This window comes from Cupriavidus sp. GA3-3 (assembly GCF_000389805.1).
Lineage (GTDB): Bacteria > Pseudomonadota > Gammaproteobacteria > Burkholderiales > Burkholderiaceae > Cupriavidus > Cupriavidus necator_D.
In genome coordinates this window covers 199333-214020 of sequence record NZ_KB944502.1, presented here as the reverse complement: position 1 = coordinate 214020, position 14688 = coordinate 199333, and the positions used below count along the sequence as shown (strand labels likewise).

At 68.4% G+C, this 14688-nt stretch carries 17 protein-coding genes; 12 read left to right on the top strand and 5 right to left on the bottom strand.

From position 1 onward, the window contains the following. Positions 1-22: 22 nt before the first annotated feature. The 6 genes from C265_RS26500 to mnmH all read left to right on the top strand — a co-directional run bounded on the left by C265_RS26500 (position 23) and on the right by mnmH (position 4946). Positions 23-478: a PTS sugar transporter subunit IIA gene (locus tag C265_RS26500; RefSeq protein ID WP_010814839.1), complete on the top strand. Its 456-nt coding sequence runs from the start codon at positions 23-25 to the stop codon at positions 476-478. Beyond that, positions 447-716, top strand: a complete 270-nt coding sequence (locus C265_RS26495) for an HPr family phosphocarrier protein (protein WP_010814838.1) — start codon at positions 447-449, stop codon at positions 714-716. Before C265_RS26500 ends, C265_RS26495 begins: the two co-directional genes overlap by 32 nt. Before the next feature lie 49 nt (positions 717-765). Next, on the top strand, positions 766-2526 hold the full coding sequence (ptsP, locus tag C265_RS26490) for a phosphoenolpyruvate--protein phosphotransferase (protein ID WP_010814837.1): 1761 nt from the start codon (positions 766-768) through the stop codon (positions 2524-2526). 214 nt (positions 2527-2740) lie between these two features. Next, positions 2741-3046 (top strand): (2Fe-2S)-binding protein, encoded by a 306-nt coding sequence (locus C265_RS26485; protein ID WP_010814836.1) that lies wholly within the window; start codon positions 2741-2743, stop codon positions 3044-3046. 125 nt (positions 3047-3171) lie between these two features. Beyond that, complete coding sequence (gene bfr / locus C265_RS26480) at positions 3172-3651, top strand: bacterioferritin (protein ID WP_010814835.1); 480 nt, start codon at positions 3172-3174, stop codon at positions 3649-3651. 191 nt (positions 3652-3842) lie between these two features. Then, on the top strand, positions 3843-4946 hold the full coding sequence (mnmH, locus tag C265_RS26475; protein WP_010814834.1) for a tRNA 2-selenouridine(34) synthase MnmH: 1104 nt from the start codon (positions 3843-3845) through the stop codon (positions 4944-4946). Between the two features lie 9 nt (positions 4947-4955). Here the strand turns inward: mnmH and C265_RS26470 are convergent, their stop codons facing one another. The 3 genes from C265_RS26470 to gpmA form a co-directional block, all read right to left on the bottom strand. Beyond that, positions 4956-5720 carry a molybdopterin-synthase adenylyltransferase MoeB gene (locus C265_RS26470; protein WP_010814833.1) on the bottom strand — a complete coding sequence of 255 codons (765 nt, stop codon included), beginning with the start codon at positions 5718-5720 and terminating at the stop codon, positions 4956-4958. A gap of 140 nt (positions 5721-5860) precedes the next feature. Next, positions 5861-7468, bottom strand: coding sequence for a S41 family peptidase (locus C265_RS26465; protein WP_010814832.1), 1608 nt, complete (start codon positions 7466-7468; stop codon positions 5861-5863). 179 nt (positions 7469-7647) lie between these two features. Beyond that, complete coding sequence (gene gpmA, locus C265_RS26460) at positions 7648-8394, bottom strand: 2,3-diphosphoglycerate-dependent phosphoglycerate mutase (RefSeq protein ID WP_010814831.1); 747 nt, start codon at positions 8392-8394, stop codon at positions 7648-7650. Between the two features lie 187 nt (positions 8395-8581). Here gpmA and C265_RS26455 point away from each other — a divergent pair, with 187 nt between their 5' ends. From C265_RS26455 to C265_RS26435, 5 genes are all read left to right on the top strand, one after another. Then, entirely contained in the window at positions 8582-8995 is a 414-nt protein-coding gene (locus C265_RS26455; protein WP_010814830.1) for a rhodanese-like domain-containing protein, read from the top strand. Positions 8996-9080: 85 nt separating this feature from the next. After that, positions 9081-9338, top strand: a complete 258-nt coding sequence (gene grxC, locus C265_RS26450) for a glutaredoxin 3 (RefSeq protein ID WP_010814829.1) — start codon at positions 9081-9083, stop codon at positions 9336-9338. Between the two features lie 199 nt (positions 9339-9537). Next, the gene (secB, locus tag C265_RS26445) at positions 9538-10056 is read left to right on the top strand and encodes a protein-export chaperone SecB (protein WP_010814828.1); all 519 of its coding nucleotides are present in this window, start codon (positions 9538-9540) and stop codon (positions 10054-10056) included. A gap of 93 nt (positions 10057-10149) precedes the next feature. Beyond that, positions 10150-11166 (top strand): NAD(P)H-dependent glycerol-3-phosphate dehydrogenase, encoded by a 1017-nt coding sequence (locus C265_RS26440; protein WP_010814827.1) that lies wholly within the window; start codon positions 10150-10152, stop codon positions 11164-11166. A 36-nt stretch (positions 11167-11202) separates the two neighbouring features. Next, complete coding sequence (locus C265_RS26435) at positions 11203-12180, top strand: tripartite tricarboxylate transporter substrate binding protein (RefSeq protein WP_010814826.1); 978 nt, start codon at positions 11203-11205, stop codon at positions 12178-12180. Positions 12181-12196: 16 nt separating this feature from the next. Here C265_RS26435 and C265_RS26430 read toward each other — a convergent pair whose 3' ends face one another. Together C265_RS26430 and C265_RS26425 are read right to left on the bottom strand one after the other, a co-directional pair. Continuing rightward, positions 12197-12667, bottom strand: a complete 471-nt coding sequence (locus C265_RS26430; RefSeq protein WP_010814825.1) for a tRNA (cytidine(34)-2'-O)-methyltransferase — start codon at positions 12665-12667, stop codon at positions 12197-12199. A gap of 83 nt (positions 12668-12750) precedes the next feature. Further along, positions 12751-13608 (bottom strand): ComF family protein, encoded by an 858-nt coding sequence (locus tag C265_RS26425; protein ID WP_011614464.1) that lies wholly within the window; start codon positions 13606-13608, stop codon positions 12751-12753. On the opposite strand from C265_RS26425, the gene C265_RS26420 reads away from it, so the two are divergent. After that, entirely contained in the window at positions 13597-14550 is a 954-nt protein-coding gene (locus tag C265_RS26420; protein WP_210401234.1) for a methyltransferase domain-containing protein, read from the top strand. The genes C265_RS26425 and C265_RS26420 overlap by 12 nt on opposite strands. Positions 14551-14688 lie beyond the last annotated feature (138 nt).

Sequence of the window (14688 nt, the reverse complement as noted above, 5' to 3'; positions counted from 1 at the left end):
GCAATCCAACGGATTCACCATCATGGCAGGCATTCTGATCATCGCGCACACCCCGCTGGCTTCGGCGCTGCGCGATTGCGCCGCCCACGTCTACTGCGGCCAGCCGCAGCGGCTGGAATCCATCGACGTCCTTCCCGATGCCGACCCCGCCGTCGTGCTGGCCGAGGCCAGGCGCCGGCTGGCGGCCATCTGCGAGGACAACGGCGCGCTGGTCCTCACCGATATCTTCGGCGCCACCCCCGCCAATATCGCCGCACGCCTGGCCGAGCCGGGCCGCGTGCGGGTGCTGGCCGGCGTCAACCTTCCCATGCTCGTGCGCGCGATCTGCTACCGCGGCGAAAAGCTCGACCAGCTTGCCACCAAGGCCCTGGCCGGCGGCTCGCAGGGTGTGCTGCAGGTCGGCACCACGACTGTCCAGAACCAAACCGCAAACCATCCCGACAAATATGCTGCAGAGGGACACCACCATCATCAATAAGCTCGGCCTGCATGCGCGCGCGTCCGCCAAGCTGACCCAGCTCGCCGGCAACTTTGTCAGCCAGGTCAAGATGTCCCGCAATGGTCGCCAGGTCGACGCCAAGAGCATCATGGGCGTCATGATGCTGGCCGCCGGGATCGGCTCGACGGTGACCCTCGAGACCGACGGCCCCGACGAGCAGGAGGCGATGGACGCGCTGCTGGCGCTGATCGCCAACCGCTTTGGTGAGGGAGAGTGAGGCCGGCGGCCTCGACCCGAATTCTTAAACGTTCCTGACGGAGCGGTACATGCCTTTCGCCCTGCACGGCATCCCGGTCTCGCGCGGCGTCGCCATCGGGCGCGCGCACCTGCTTGCGCCCGCGGCGCTGGACGTGTCGCACTACCTGGTCGATGAAGACCAGCTCGACGCCGAGGTCGAACGGCTGCGTGCAGCGCGCGCCGCGGTGCGGGCGGAGCTGGCCGCGCTCAAGCGCGACCTGCCGCGCGATGCGCCCGAGGAGCTGGGCGCATTCCTGGACGTGCACGCGATGATCCTCGACGACGAGGCGCTGGCGCGCGAGCCCGAGGCCCTGATCCGGGGCCGCCGCTACAACGCAGAGTGGGCACTTACCACGCGCCTCGAAGAGCTGATGCGCCAGTTCGACGAGATCGAGGATGAATACCTGCGCGAGCGCAAGACCGATATCCGGCAGGTGGTCGAGCGCATCCTGAAGGCGCTCGCCGGGGCTCCGGTGCTGGTGCCCGCGCCGGTGCCGGCGCTGGCCGCCGACGGCGAGGCCGCGACCGGGGTGATCGTGGTGGCCCACGATATCGCCCCGGCCGACATGCTGCAGTTCCGCCATACCATCTTCCACGGCTTCGTCACCGACATGGGCGGACGCACCTCGCATACCGCCATCGTCGCGCGCAGCCTGGACATCCCGGCCGCGGTCGGGGTGCAGAGCGCGAGCGAGCTGATCCGCCAGGACGACTGGATCATCATCGACGGCGATGCCGGGCTGGTGATCGTCGACCCGACCGCCATCATCCTGGAAGAGTACCGCCACCGGCAGAGCGAGCGCGCGCTGGAAAAGAAGCGCCTGCAGCGGCTGCGGCATACCCCGGCGGTGACGCTGGACGGGCTGGAAATCGACCTGCTGGCCAATATCGAGATGGCCGAGGACGCCGGCGCGGCGCTGGCGGCCGGCGCGGTCGGCGTGGGCCTGTTCCGTTCCGAATTCCTGTTCATGAACCGGCGCGACGAGTTGCCGGGCGAGGACGAGCAGTTCCAGGCCTACCGCGGCGCGGTCGATGCCATGCACGGGCTGCCGGTGACTATCCGCACCATCGACATCGGCGCCGACAAGCCGCTCGATGCCCGCGGCGATGAATTCGAGACCGCGCTGAACCCGGCGCTGGGCCTGCGCGCGATCCGCTGGTCGCTGTCCGAGCCGGGCATGTTCCTGACCCAGCTGCGCGCGCTGCTGCGGGCTTCGGCCTTCGGCCCGGTGCGGCTGCTGGTGCCGATGCTGGCGCATGCCAGCGAGATCGACCAGACCCTGGCGCTGATCGCCAAGGCCAAGCGCCAGCTCGACGAGCGCGGCGAGGCCTATGACCCGGGCATGAAGGTCGGCGCCATGATCGAGATCCCGGCGGCGGTGCTGCTGCTGCCGCTGTTCCTGCGCAAGATGGACTTCCTGTCCATCGGCACCAACGACCTGATCCAGTACACGCTGGCCATCGATCGCGCCGACAACGCGGTGGCGCACCTGTTCGACCCGCTGCACCCGGCGGTGCTGCAGCTGGTGGCGCGCACCATCCGCGAGGCCAACCGCGCCGGCGTGCCGGTGGCCGTGTGCGGCGAAATGGCGGGCGACCCGTCCATGACCCGGCTGCTGCTGGGCATGGGGCTGCGCGAGTTCTCGATGCACCCGGCGCAGCTGCTGCGGGTCAAGCAGGAGATCCTGCATGCCCACTGCGAACGGCTCGAGCCGCTGGTCGACCAGGTCCTGCAGGCCTTCGATCCCGAGGAGCAGGCGGCCGCCCTGCGGCAGCTGGCACGACCCTGAGGCCATCAGGGTTTTCTGATGCGAAAAAGCGGCTGGTGCAGCACTTCTGCAAGCCGGAAAGTGCCGCCTCAGCCGCCTTCCCTTTGCATCTTGTGGCGCCTACCCGACCTCTCCCAATGTGGCTTAATGGGAATTGTTATCATTATTGATCTCTGATATTCTGACGTTCATTCGCAGTGGCATGCCGGTGCCACGCGCCCCAACGGAGGGACTTGTGTACGTCTGCATCTGCAACCAGATCACCGATCGTGAGATTCACGGTGCTGCGCACCTGGGCATCGAAACCCTCGACGAACTGGCCGAAACGCTTGGCGTCGGCACCTGCTGCGGCCGCTGCCGCGAGTGCGCGCACCAGGTGTTGCAGGAAGGCGTGGCGGCGGTGCGCAATGTCACCGTTGCGACCCTCGCCAACATCCAGGTTGTGGAGATTTCTTCCTGTTCCGCGTCGGGCCCATGTACCATAATGGACACTCGGGACCCGGCAGTCGCGAACGACCAGCGCAAGGCGCTGGTGGCCTGAACGCGCCCATGAACTGAAGACCAGTTCACGGCGCGCTTTTGCGCTTTTTCCTTTTTCACTGACTGCACGGCGCCATTGGCGCCGTTTCGTGTTTTTGCGCGGGCCCGGTGCAACAGGAGCCGCCAATGAAAGGTGACAAGAAGGTCATCCAGCATCTGAACGCCCAGCTCAAGAACGAGCTGACCGCGATCAACCAGTATTTCCTGCACGCCCGCATGTATCGCCACTGGGGCCTGAAGAAGCTCGGCGACGTGGAGTACAAGGAATCGATCGGCGAAATGAAGCACGCCGACCGCCTGATCGAGCGCATCCTGATGCTGGACGGCCTGCCCAACCTGCAGGATCTGCACAAGCTGCTGCTCGGCGAAGACACGCCCGAGATGCTCAAGTGCGACCTGAAGCTGGAGCAGACCGCGCACGCCACCGTCAAGGAAGGCATCGCCTACTGCGAATCCGTAGGCGATTACGTCAGCCGCGAAATCCTGGTCGATATCCTCACCGATACCGAGGAACATATCGAATACCTGGAAACGCAGCTGGACCTGATCGACAAGGTCGGGCTGCAGAATTACCTGCAGTCGCAGATGGAGCCGGGCGAGCAATAAGCCGGTTTCCGGCGTGGCCGCTCTCGATGAGCGGCCGCCCCAGCGCGCGGCGCCGTTCGGCTCCGCCTTGTTGCTCGCCTGCAGGCAGTAACTCTTCTCATTCCGATTCCTGTTCTTTATCCAGGCGTCCCTGGCGGGCAAAGGCTCCTGTCCCGCCACGGCGCCGCGCAAATCTCACCCTACGATTAATGATGCGCCCTGACACCGCGGACTTCCGCACCCTGTTCCTCAGCGGCGTGGCCATGCTTGACGTGCGCGCGCCGCTGGAATTCGCGCGCGGGGCCTTCCCCGGCGCGGTCAACCTGCCGCTGATGGATGATGCCGAGCGCCACGAGGTGGGCCTGTGCTATGCGCAGAAGGGCCAGCAGGCGGCAATCGAACTTGGCCACCAGCTGGTGTCCGGGCTGCGCAAGGCCGCGCGGATCGCAGCCTGGGCGGAGTTTGCGCGCGCGCATCCGGACGGCTACCTGTATTGCTTCCGCGGCGGGCTGCGCTCGCAGCTGGTGCAGCAATGGCTGCATGCGGCCGGTGTCGATTACCCCCGCGTGACCGGCGGCTACAAGGCCATGCGCGGCTTCCTGATCGAGACCACCGATGCCGCGGCGGCCGAGCAGCAATGGTTTGTGCTGGGCGGCCTGACCGGCAGCGGCAAGACCGATGTGCTGGCCGACGTGCCCGCCGCGATCGACCTCGAAGGCCATGCGCGGCACCGCGGCTCGGCCTTCGGCCGGCGCGCGCTGGCGCAGCCGCCGCAGATCGATTTCGAGAACGCGCTGGCCATCGACGTGCTGCGGCATATTGACGCAGGCTGGCGCGCGCTGCTGGTGGAGGACGAGGGCCGCTTTATCGGCAGCCGCGACGTGCCGCAGGTGCTGACGCAGCGCATGCAGGCCAGCCCGCTGGTGTGGCTGGAAGCGTCGTTCGACGAACGCGTGGAGCGCGTGCTGCGCGACTATGTGCAGGGGCTGGCGGCGGAGTTCATTGCCGAGAAGGGCAGCACGGAAGGCTTCGAAGCCTACGCCACGCGCCTGCGCGAGGCCATGGCCGGGATCTCGCCGCGGCTGGGCGGTGCCCGCTACGGCAAGCTGTCGGCGTTGCTGGACCAGGCGCTGGCGCAGCAGGCGGAGCGGGGCGAAGTGGATCTGCACCGCGGCTGGATCGAAGTGCTGCTGCGCGAGTACTACGATCCGATGTACGCCTTCCAGCGCGAACAGCGCGAGGCGCGCATCGTCTTTCGCGGTGACCGCGCCGCAGTCACCGACTGGCTGCGGGCGCACACGGCGCAGCGGGGCTAGTCTGCCGATTCAGTGCCCGGCGCAGACCGGGCAATCCGGCGTGCGTGCCAGCCGCATCGTGGTCCATTCCATCGACAGCGCATTGACCATCAGCAGCCGGCCCGCCAGGCTCTCGCCGACACCCGCGAGCAGCTTGAGCGCCTCGGCCGCCTGCACGGTGCCGACCATGCCGACCAGCGGCGCGAACACGCCCATGGTGGCGCAGGCCACTTCCGGCGCGGGTTCGGCCGGCGGGAACAGGCAGGCGTAGCAGGGCGCGTCGGGCTGGCGCCGGTCGAACACGCTGATCTGGCCATCGAAGCGCAGCGCCGCGCCTGACACCAGCGGCACCTTGTGGCGCACGCAGGCGCGGTTGACTGCCTGGCGCGTAGCGAAGTTGTCGCAGCAATCGAGCACCACGTCGGCGCTGGCGACGAGCTGGGCAAGCTCTGCATCGCCCACGCGCGCGGGCACCGTCACGATCTCCAGCCCCGGGTTGATGCGCAGCATGCCTTCGCGCGCCGAATCCACCTTGGGCCGGCCCACGTTGGCGGTGGTGTGGATGATCTGGCGCTGCAGGTTGGTCAGGTCGACTTCATCGTCGTCGACCACCGTGATGCGGCCCACCCCGGCCGAGGCCAGGAAGGGCAGCGCGGCCGCGCCCAGGCCGCCGGCACCGATCACCAGCGCATGGCCGGCAAGCAGGCGCCGCTGGCCCTCGATGCCGAGCTCGTCCAGCAGGATGTGGCGCGAGTAGCGCAGCAGTTGTTCGTCGTTGAGGCCGTCGTCGCTCATGAGGTAATCCCTCGAGTGCTGAAGGGGAGGGCGGTTTTGGGTGCTCCAAAGCCGCCCGAGCTAGCCCAAGCAAGGTGTTCTCCGTCTCCCCTCATGGGGAGAGGGGAGCAAACCGGCAGCCTGAATAAAGCCCCAGGCTCTCAGGGTGCCTTGCCCGTCGGCGTGCCCAGCGGCTCGCCGATCGGAGCGCTGGCCGGCGGCTGCTTGCCGGGGGCCGGCGCCGCCGGCTTGGCTGCCGGTGCGCTGGCGCCCTTGGCGCCGCTCTTGCCCGAGGGCTTGGCCGCCTTGCCGTTGTCGGCCGGCGGATTGGTTTCCAGCTTCGACTTGGAGCGCTTGACCGGCTGGCCGTTGAGCTGGGCGATGGCCTGCTGCAGCATGAAGTCGTCGGCCGTACCGAATTCAACCGGCTTCTTGCGGCGGTCCTTCTCGCGCTCTTCCGGCGTCTTCTTCGCGTTCTCTTCTTCCAGGCGGCGCAGCTCGTCCACGCGGCGCTGCTCGCGCTCGGTCATTTCCGGCTGTTCCGATTCCTGCTTGTTGTGCAGGTGGCGCTCGGTGTCGATTTCGCGCGTGATCAGCGCGTCGTCCGGATCGCCTTCGGGGTTCTGGTCGACCGGGATGTCCGGACGGATGCCCTTGGCCTGGATCGACTTGCCGCTCGGCGTGTAGTAGTACGCGATGGTCAGCTTGATGCCGGTGTCGTTGGTCAGCGGGCGCACGGTCTGCACCGAGCCCTTGCCGAAGGTGGTCTTGCCCATGATCTGCGCGCGGTGATGATCCTGCAGCGCGCCCGCCACGATCTCGGAGGCCGAGGCCGAGTAGGCGTTGGTCAGCACCACCATCGGGATCTTCTTGTAGAGCGCGGGCAGGTCCTTGAGCGGATCGTCTTCGAGCGACGACAGGCGGTAGTTGTTGTACGTCGCCTTGTACACGCGCTTGGCATCGGGCACCTGGCCGTTGGTGGACACCACCGTGGCGTCTTCCGGCAGGAAGGCCGCGGCCACGCCGACCGCGCCCTGCAGCACGCCGCCGCCGTTGTTGCGCAGGTCCAGCACCAGGCCCTTCATGTTGGGGTTCTTCTGCGCCAGTTCGGCCAGCTTGCGGGACAGGTCGGCGATGGTGCGTTCCTGGAAGCTGGTCAGGCGGATCCAGCCGATATTGTTGTCCAGCATCTTGGCCTTGACCGACTGCACGCGGATCTCGGCGCGCGTGATCGAGACCGGGAAGGTGCGTTCCTCGCTCTTGCGGTAGATGGTCAGCGTGACCTTGGTGCCGGGCTCGCCGCGCATGCGCTTGACCGCCTGCTCCAGCGGCAGGCCGCGCACGGGCTTGTCGTCGATGCGGGTGATCAGGTCGCCCGGCTGGATGCCGGCGCGGAAGGCAGGGGTGTCCTCGATCGGGTTGATCACCTTGACCAGGCCTTCTTCCTGCGAGATCTCGATGCCCAGGCCGGCGAAGCGTCCGCGCGTGCCTTCTTGCAGTTCCTTGAAGTCTTTCTCGTCGAGATAGGACGAATGCGGGTCGAGGCTGGCGACCATGCCCTTGATGGCTTCGGTCAGCAGCTTCTTGTCATCGACCGGCTCCACGTACTCGCGCTTGATCTGCCCGAAGATATCGGCCATCAGCCGCAGCTGGTCAAGCGGCAAGGGCCCCGATGAATTCTGGGCGGTCGCCGAAATCTGCAGCGTGGCGAGCACGCCGGCGACGAGGCCGACAGAAACCAGGCTGATGTTCTTGAGGGTCTTGCGCATGAGGGCTGCCTGAACGTGTACTCGAAGTACTGGTGTACGGTATGGGGATTATGCCGGCTGCGGCCGCCCGGCGCCGGGCGGTTTGTCGGACAGTATAAGTGCGAGTGGTGAAAAGGGCCTGTCCCGTCCCGGCTCAGGGTGGGCGGCCGCACATCCGCGCGCGGCCGCCCGGGCGGGCTTCAGCGTGCCTTGCCCTGGCTGGCCACGGCCGCCAGCGAGGCGGCGATGGCGTCCTGGTCACCCAGGTAGTAGTGGCGCAGGGGGCGCAGGTCGGCGTCCAGCTCATAGACGAGCGGGGTGCCGTTGGGGATATTGAGTCCGACGATATCGTCATCCGAGATCTGGTCCAGGTATTTCACCAGCGCGCGGATGCTGTTGCCATGGGCGGCAATGACCACGCGCTTGCCCGATTGGATGTCGGGGGCAATGGATTCGTTCCACAGCGGCATCACGCGGGCCACGGTGTCCTTCAGGCATTCGGTCAGCGGGATTTCATTGCGCGGCACATTGGCGTAGCGCGGATCGTCGTACGAGGCACGCGGATCGGTGGGCTCCAGCGCGGGCGGCGGCGTGTCATAGCTGCGGCGCCACACCAGCACCTGCTCGTCGCCGAACTTGGCGGCCGTTTCTGCCTTGTTCAGGCCGGCCAGCGCGCCGTAGTGGCGCTCGTTCAGGCGCCATTCGTTGCGCACCGGGATCCACATCAGGTCCATTTCATCCTGCACATGCCACAGCGTGCGGATGGCACGCTTGAGCACCGAGGTATAGGCCACGTCAAAGCCCAGGCCGGCATCCTTGAGCAGCTTGCCGGCCTGGCGCGCCTGGTCGGCACCGGTTTCGGTCAGGTCGACGTCGACCCAGCCGGTAAAGCGGTTTTCAAGGTTCCACGTGGATTCGCCGTGGCGGATGAGGACGAGCTTGTACATGCTGCTGCTTCCAGAGAGTAGGTAACCTGCATGCGTCCGCGCCGTCACCTGGAAGGGCTGATGGGTTCCTTGTGGACATCCCATGTCTCAGACAGGCGACAATGGCGGATGGCCATGCGACGGCAGGGCCTGGACGCCAAACCGCGTATTTTATAATGCCGCCGACCCAACCTACCGGAATGCCAACGTGAATTTCTTCGCCGACTACAACAACCTCGCTCTGATCGCCCTTGCCGTGGTCTCGGGCGGCCTGCTGGCCTGGCCCGCGATCTCGCGCAGCACCCGCGGCAAGACCGTCAATACGGCCACCGCGACCCAGCTGATCAACAAGCGCGGCGCGGTCGTGGTCGACATCCGCGAGCCCGCCGAGTATGCCAAGGGTCACCTGCCGCAAGCCAAGAGCGCTCCGCTGGCCGACCTGCCCTCGCGCGCGGCCGGCCTTGCAAAGGACAAGGCTGCCCCCATCATCGTCGTGTGCCAGACCGGCCAGCGCTCGGGCAAGGCCCAGGCAGCGTTGAAGGAAGCCGGTTACAGTGAGATCTACGCGCTCGAGGGCGGCATCGCCGCCTGGCAGCAGGCAGGCCTGCCGCTGGTGAAGTAATCCCGGGCAGCACCGCCGTATCCGTCACAAGGCGCGCCCCCGGCCAGGCCGGGCCGCGCGCGCATTGCATTCAAGGAGAACCCGCATGGCCCGTGTCGTCATGTACAGCACCGTGGTGTGCCCGTATTGCCTGATGGCTGAACGCCTGCTCAAGTCCAGGGGCGTGGAAACGATCGAGAAGGTCCTGATCGACCGCGAACCCGGCAAGCGTGAAGAGATGATGGCCCGTACCGGTCGCCGCACCGTGCCGCAGATCTACATCGACGAGACCCACGTGGGTGGCTTCGACGACCTCTCGGCGCTGGACCGCCAGGGCGGCCTGGTGCCGCTGCTGGCCGCCTGAGCCGGTTGCGCCGGCGCTGGCGCGGAATCGTCTGATTCCGCGCCGCGCTGGTTCCGGCTTACCCCCGGCGCGGGTGAATTCGCCACCCGCGTCATGTACCATATGCGTTTTTCAAGCGGGCACCGGCCAGCCTTGCACGATGCAAGGATTGCGGCCGCCGCGCCCGATGCACACCAGCCCATCCTCCCGGAAGCCTTTCATGAGCGACCAGCAAAACACCCAGCAGGACGATCAACCCTTCTTCAACATCCAGCGCGTCTACCTGAAAGACATGTCGCTGGAGCAGCCCAATTCGCCCGGCATCTTCCTGGAATCGGAAGCCCCGTCGGTGGAAGTGCAGGTCAACGTCGGCGCTTCGCAGCTGCAGGAAGGGATCTTCGAGGTGGTGGTGACGGGCACCGTGACGACCAAGGTGCAGGACAAGGTTGCCTTCCTGGTGGAAGCGCACCAGGCCGGCATCTTCGATATCCGCAACGTGCCGGTGGAGCAGCTGGACCCGCTGCTGGGCATCGCCTGCCCGACCATCCTGTACCCGTACCTGCGCGGCAATATCGCTGACGTGATCACCCGCGCCGGCTTCCAGGCCATCCACCTGTCGGAAATCAACTTCCAGGCGCTGTATGAGCAACGCCTGCAGGCCGCCATGGAAGAAGCCCAGGGTGCCGAAGGCGGCAACAGCGGCATCGTGATGCCCGACGGCAGCCAGGCCCGCCACTGATTCCGGCGTCCTGAGCCATCATCGAAACGGGGCTGCGGCCCCGTTTTGCCTTTGGGCTACCATCGACTGCGTCCATCCTCGGATCAAGCTGCCATGAAACTGACCTTCCTCGGTGCCGGTGCCTGGGGCACCGCCCTCGCCAGCCATGCCGCGGCCGCCAATGACGTGGTGCTGTGGGGGCGCGACCCCGCGCAACTCGCGGCCATCGCGGCCACGCGTGAGAACGCCGCCTACCTGCCCGGCGTGACGCTGTCCGAGAGGCTGGCGGTGCAGGCAGACTTCGAGCAGGCCGTGGCGCATGCCGCCGACGATGCCGACGGCATCGTGGTGGTGGCCACGCCGGTGGCGGGCCTGCGCGAGATGACGCGCCGGCTGGCCGCGCGCGGCGCCAGGCCGGTGTCGATGCTGTGGCTGTGCAAGGGCTTCGAGTCCGGCACCCACCTGCTGCCGCACCAGATGGTGCGGGCCGAACTCGACGCCGCCGGGCGTACCGAGGGCTTTGCCTACGGCGTGCTGACCGGCCCCAGCTTCGCGCGCGAGGTGGCGCTGGGGCTGCCGTGCGCGCTGACCGTGGCAGGCAACGAGCCGTCGCTGGCCGAACGCGCGCAGGCGGCCTTCCACCATCATGCGATGCGCATCTACGGCAGCGACGACCTGATCGGCGTGGAAGTCGGCGGTGCGGTCAAGAACGTGCTGGCCATTGCCACCGGCGCCAGCGACGGGCTGGGCCTGGGCCTGAACGCGCGCGCCGCGCTGGTGACGCGCGGGCTGGCCGAGATGACGCGCCTGGGGCTGGCGCTGGGCGGCCGGGTCGAGACCTTCATGGGCCTGGCCGGCGTGGGCGACCTGATCCTGACCGCCACCGGCGACCTGTCGCGCAACCGCAAGGTCGGCCAGCAGCTGGCGGCGGGGCAGAGCCTGGAGCAGATCCTGGCCGGTCTGGGCCACGTCGCCGAGGGCGTGCGCTGCGCCCAGGCTGTGGCAGAGCTAGCCTCGGCTAACGGTGTCGAGATGCCGATCGCCCGCGCGGTCTGCGCGGTGCTGTTCGACGGGCTGAGCGCCGCCGATGCGGTGGCGCAGCTCCTGCAGCGCGACGCGCGCGACGAATGATGACTCGCGTATCCAAGTTCTGATCCTCCGCACCGCATGCCCACACGACGACAAGCGCTGATCGCGCTGGCTGCCGCCTGCGCCGCCGGGACTTCCGGCGGCGTCTTCGCCCAACCCTGGCCCGCGCGGCCGATCCGCATGGTGGTGCCGTTCCCGCCGGGCTCATCGCCCGACCTGATCGCGCGCATCGTGACCGAAAAGCTGGCCGCCGCGCTGGGCCAGCCGGTGGTGGTGGAAAACCGTCCCGGCGCCGGCGGCAATATCGGCACCGGCATGGTGGCGCGCGCCGCTCCGGATGGCTACACCCTGCTGTTCACCATCAACGGCCCGCTGGTGACCGCGCCGACGCTGTCGCGCAACCTGAACTACGACCCGTTCCGCCAGCTGGCGCCGGTCACGCTGGTGGCGACCTCGCCCAACGTGCTGGTGGTGGATGCACGCCTGCCGGTGCACAACCTGCGCGAGTTCGTCGCGCTGGCACGGGCCAAGCCGGGTGAGTTGAACTATGGCTCGCCCGGCAACGGCAGTGCCTCGCACCTGGCGATGGAGCAACTCAAGGCGATGGCGGGCATCGACCTGCAGCACGTGCCATACCCCGGCTTCCCGCAGATCACCACGGCGATGGTGGGCGGGCAGGTGCAGGCGGGTTTCATGGTGCCGGCGATCGCGATGCCGCAGGTCAACGCGGGCAAGCTGCGCGTGCTGGCCGTGACCACGACGGGGCGCACGGCGGTGTTGCCGTCGGTGCCGACAGTGGCGGAATCCGGCTACCCGGGCTTCGAGGCGATTTCCTGGCAGGCGGTGCTGGCGCCGGCGGGCACGCCGCAGGCTGTGATCGACCGGCTCTACCGCGAGCTGGTGGCGATCATCGGCAGCGCCGACGTGCGCGACAAGATGCGCGCGCAGTATTTCGTGCCGGCCGGCACCGCGCCGGCCTCGCTGCGCCAGACCATGGTGAGCGAGAAGGCGCGCTGGGACAAGGTGATCCGCGCCGCCGGCGTGCAGCCGGAGTAGGCGCTGGCCGGGCGGCTCAGCTGCCGCCTTCGAACCCGTTCTGGCGCCACGCCTCGAACACCACCACGGCGACCGTGTTCGACAGGTTCAGGCTGCGGTTGTCGGGCCGCATCGGCAGCCGGATGCGCTGCGCGGGCGGGAACCAGTCGCGCCGCTCCGGCGATAGCCCGCATGTTTCGGAACCGAACACGAACCAGTCCCCGGGGCGGAACGCCACCTCGCCGAACGGTGTCGAGCCGCGCGTGGTCAGCGCGAACATGCGCGCCGGGTCGGGCTGCTCGCTGGCCATCAGCGCGTCCCAGCTTTCATGCACGCGCATGGTGGCGTACTCGTGGTAATCCAGTCCCGCGCGGCGCATGCGCGCGTCTTCCAGCGGAAAACCCAGGGGTTTGACCAGGTGCAGCTGCGCTCCGGTGTTGGCGCACAGGCGGATCACATTGCCGGTATTGGGCGGGATTTCCGGTTCGACCAGGACGACGTTGAACATGATGCGGGGGATGGCGGGCGCACTGCGCCCTTCGTCAGAACGGTGCGCAGCTTACCGCGCGCACCGGCCACTGTCATCCAAAGCTACGGCGTGCGCAGCGCGACGATCACGCTGACGCGGGCCGCGCCATGCGCCTTGAGCACGCCGGCGGCCTCGTGCAGGGTGGCGCCGGAGGTCATCACATCGTCTACCAGCGCCACGTGCATGCCGTCCAGCCGCGCGGCGCGCGCCAGCCTGAAGGCGCCGCGCAGGTTCACCTGACGGGCGGCCAGGTCCAGCGCACGCTGGCTGCCGGTGTCGCGCTGGCGCTGCAGCAGCACCGGGTCGGCGCGCAGGCCCAGGTGGCGCGCCAGCGGCCGCGCGATTTCCCAGGCCTGGTTGAAGCCGCGCGCGGCCAGCCGCTGTGGCGACAGCGGGATCGGCGCCAGCAGGTCGGGCGCGGGCTGTCGGGCCCAGGCCCCCTGCAGTCCCGCGGCCAGCCTGGCCGCGAGCCAACCCGCCAGCGGCAGGGCGTGGCCGAACTTGAGCGCCAGCACCAGCTGGTCCTGCGGCGAAGCGTAGTCGCCCAGCGTGTGGGCTTGGTCGTAGGCCGGGGGCGATGCCGCGCAGGCCGGGCAGTGGAAGTGGCGCCCCTGCGCCAGCGCGCAGGCGGGGCAGCGCCGCACCGGGCGCAGCAAGTCGGCGGCACAGGGCGCGCAGACCACCTGCCGCTGCACCGCGCCGCACAGCGCGCAGGCGCTTGGCAGCAGCAGTTCGGCGGCTCCGGCCAGCGCCTTGCCGGCGGCGCCGGCAGCCAGCGCGGCGCGCGCGTATACTTGCCGTCCGGCCGCGGCCCATCGGGCGCGGCGGCCGCATTCATCCGGCGCTCGGGCCTGATCCTGTATCTGTCCCCGCGCCGGTTCCTGGTTTTCTTGCTGCCCTGTCTGCCCGTGTCCCTGCATGCCGCTGATTCCCCCGATGCCTTCCTGCCGCCCGCGCGCCTGACCCGGCTCGCCTTCGACCGGCGCAGCCGGGGCTTCGGCCAGCTGGACTTCCTGCTGGGCGAGATCGGCCGCCGCATGCAGGAGCGCATGGAAGTGATCCGCCTGGCGCCGCAGCGCGCGCTGGATATCGGCTGCGGCCACGGCCAGGGCCTGGCCGGGCTGCGCGCGCGCTTCCCGGATGCGCAGATTGCCGGACTGGACATCTCCGGCGCGATGCTGGCCGAGGCCGGCCAGCGCGACCCGCAGCGCCGGCCCGGCTGGATCGGCCGCATGCTGGGCAAGCGGCCGCTCTTTGACCTGGTCCAGGGCGATCTTGCCACACTGCCTTTTGCGCCCGCGAGCTTCGACCTGCTGTGGTCCAACCTGGCGCTGCACTGGCATCCGGAGCCGCACCGCGTGTTCCCGGAGTGGCACCGCGTGGCGCGCGACGAAGGGCTGGTGCTGTTCTCGCTGTTCGGCCCGGACACCCTGAAGGAGCTGCGCGCGGCCTTTGCCGAAGTCGACCAGGCACCCCATACGTTGCGCTTTGTCGACATGCACGATATCGGCGACATGCTGGTGCACAGCGGCTGGTCCACCCCGGTGATGGACATGGAGACGCTGACCGTGACCTACGAGTCCCCCGCCACGCTGCTGCGCGAGGTGCAGGCCTTCGGCGGCCTGCGCGGGCCGGTCGGGTCGCTGCCGCAGGGCCTGCGCGGCCGCGGCTGGTACCAGGCGCTGGCGCAGGCGCTGGAGCGGCGGCGCAACGCCGACGGCGTGATCCCGCTGACCTTCGAGATCGTCTACGGCCACGCCTGGAAGCTGGCCCCGCGTGGCGGCCAGGCGGTCGACGACCAGGGCCGCGCGGTGGTGCCGCTGGACCAGATCGGCCGTGCAAGGCCGCGTCGGACAAGTTAAAACAGAGTTAACTTGCGCCGGTGCTGGATTGCCGCAAACATAGCGCCGGCGCGGCGGGCAGGGCGATGGCGGGGCCCTTCCCTATGCACAGAATCAAGCAGCGCGCAAGCCGTCCGGTCAAGGCGCGCCCTTGTCCGT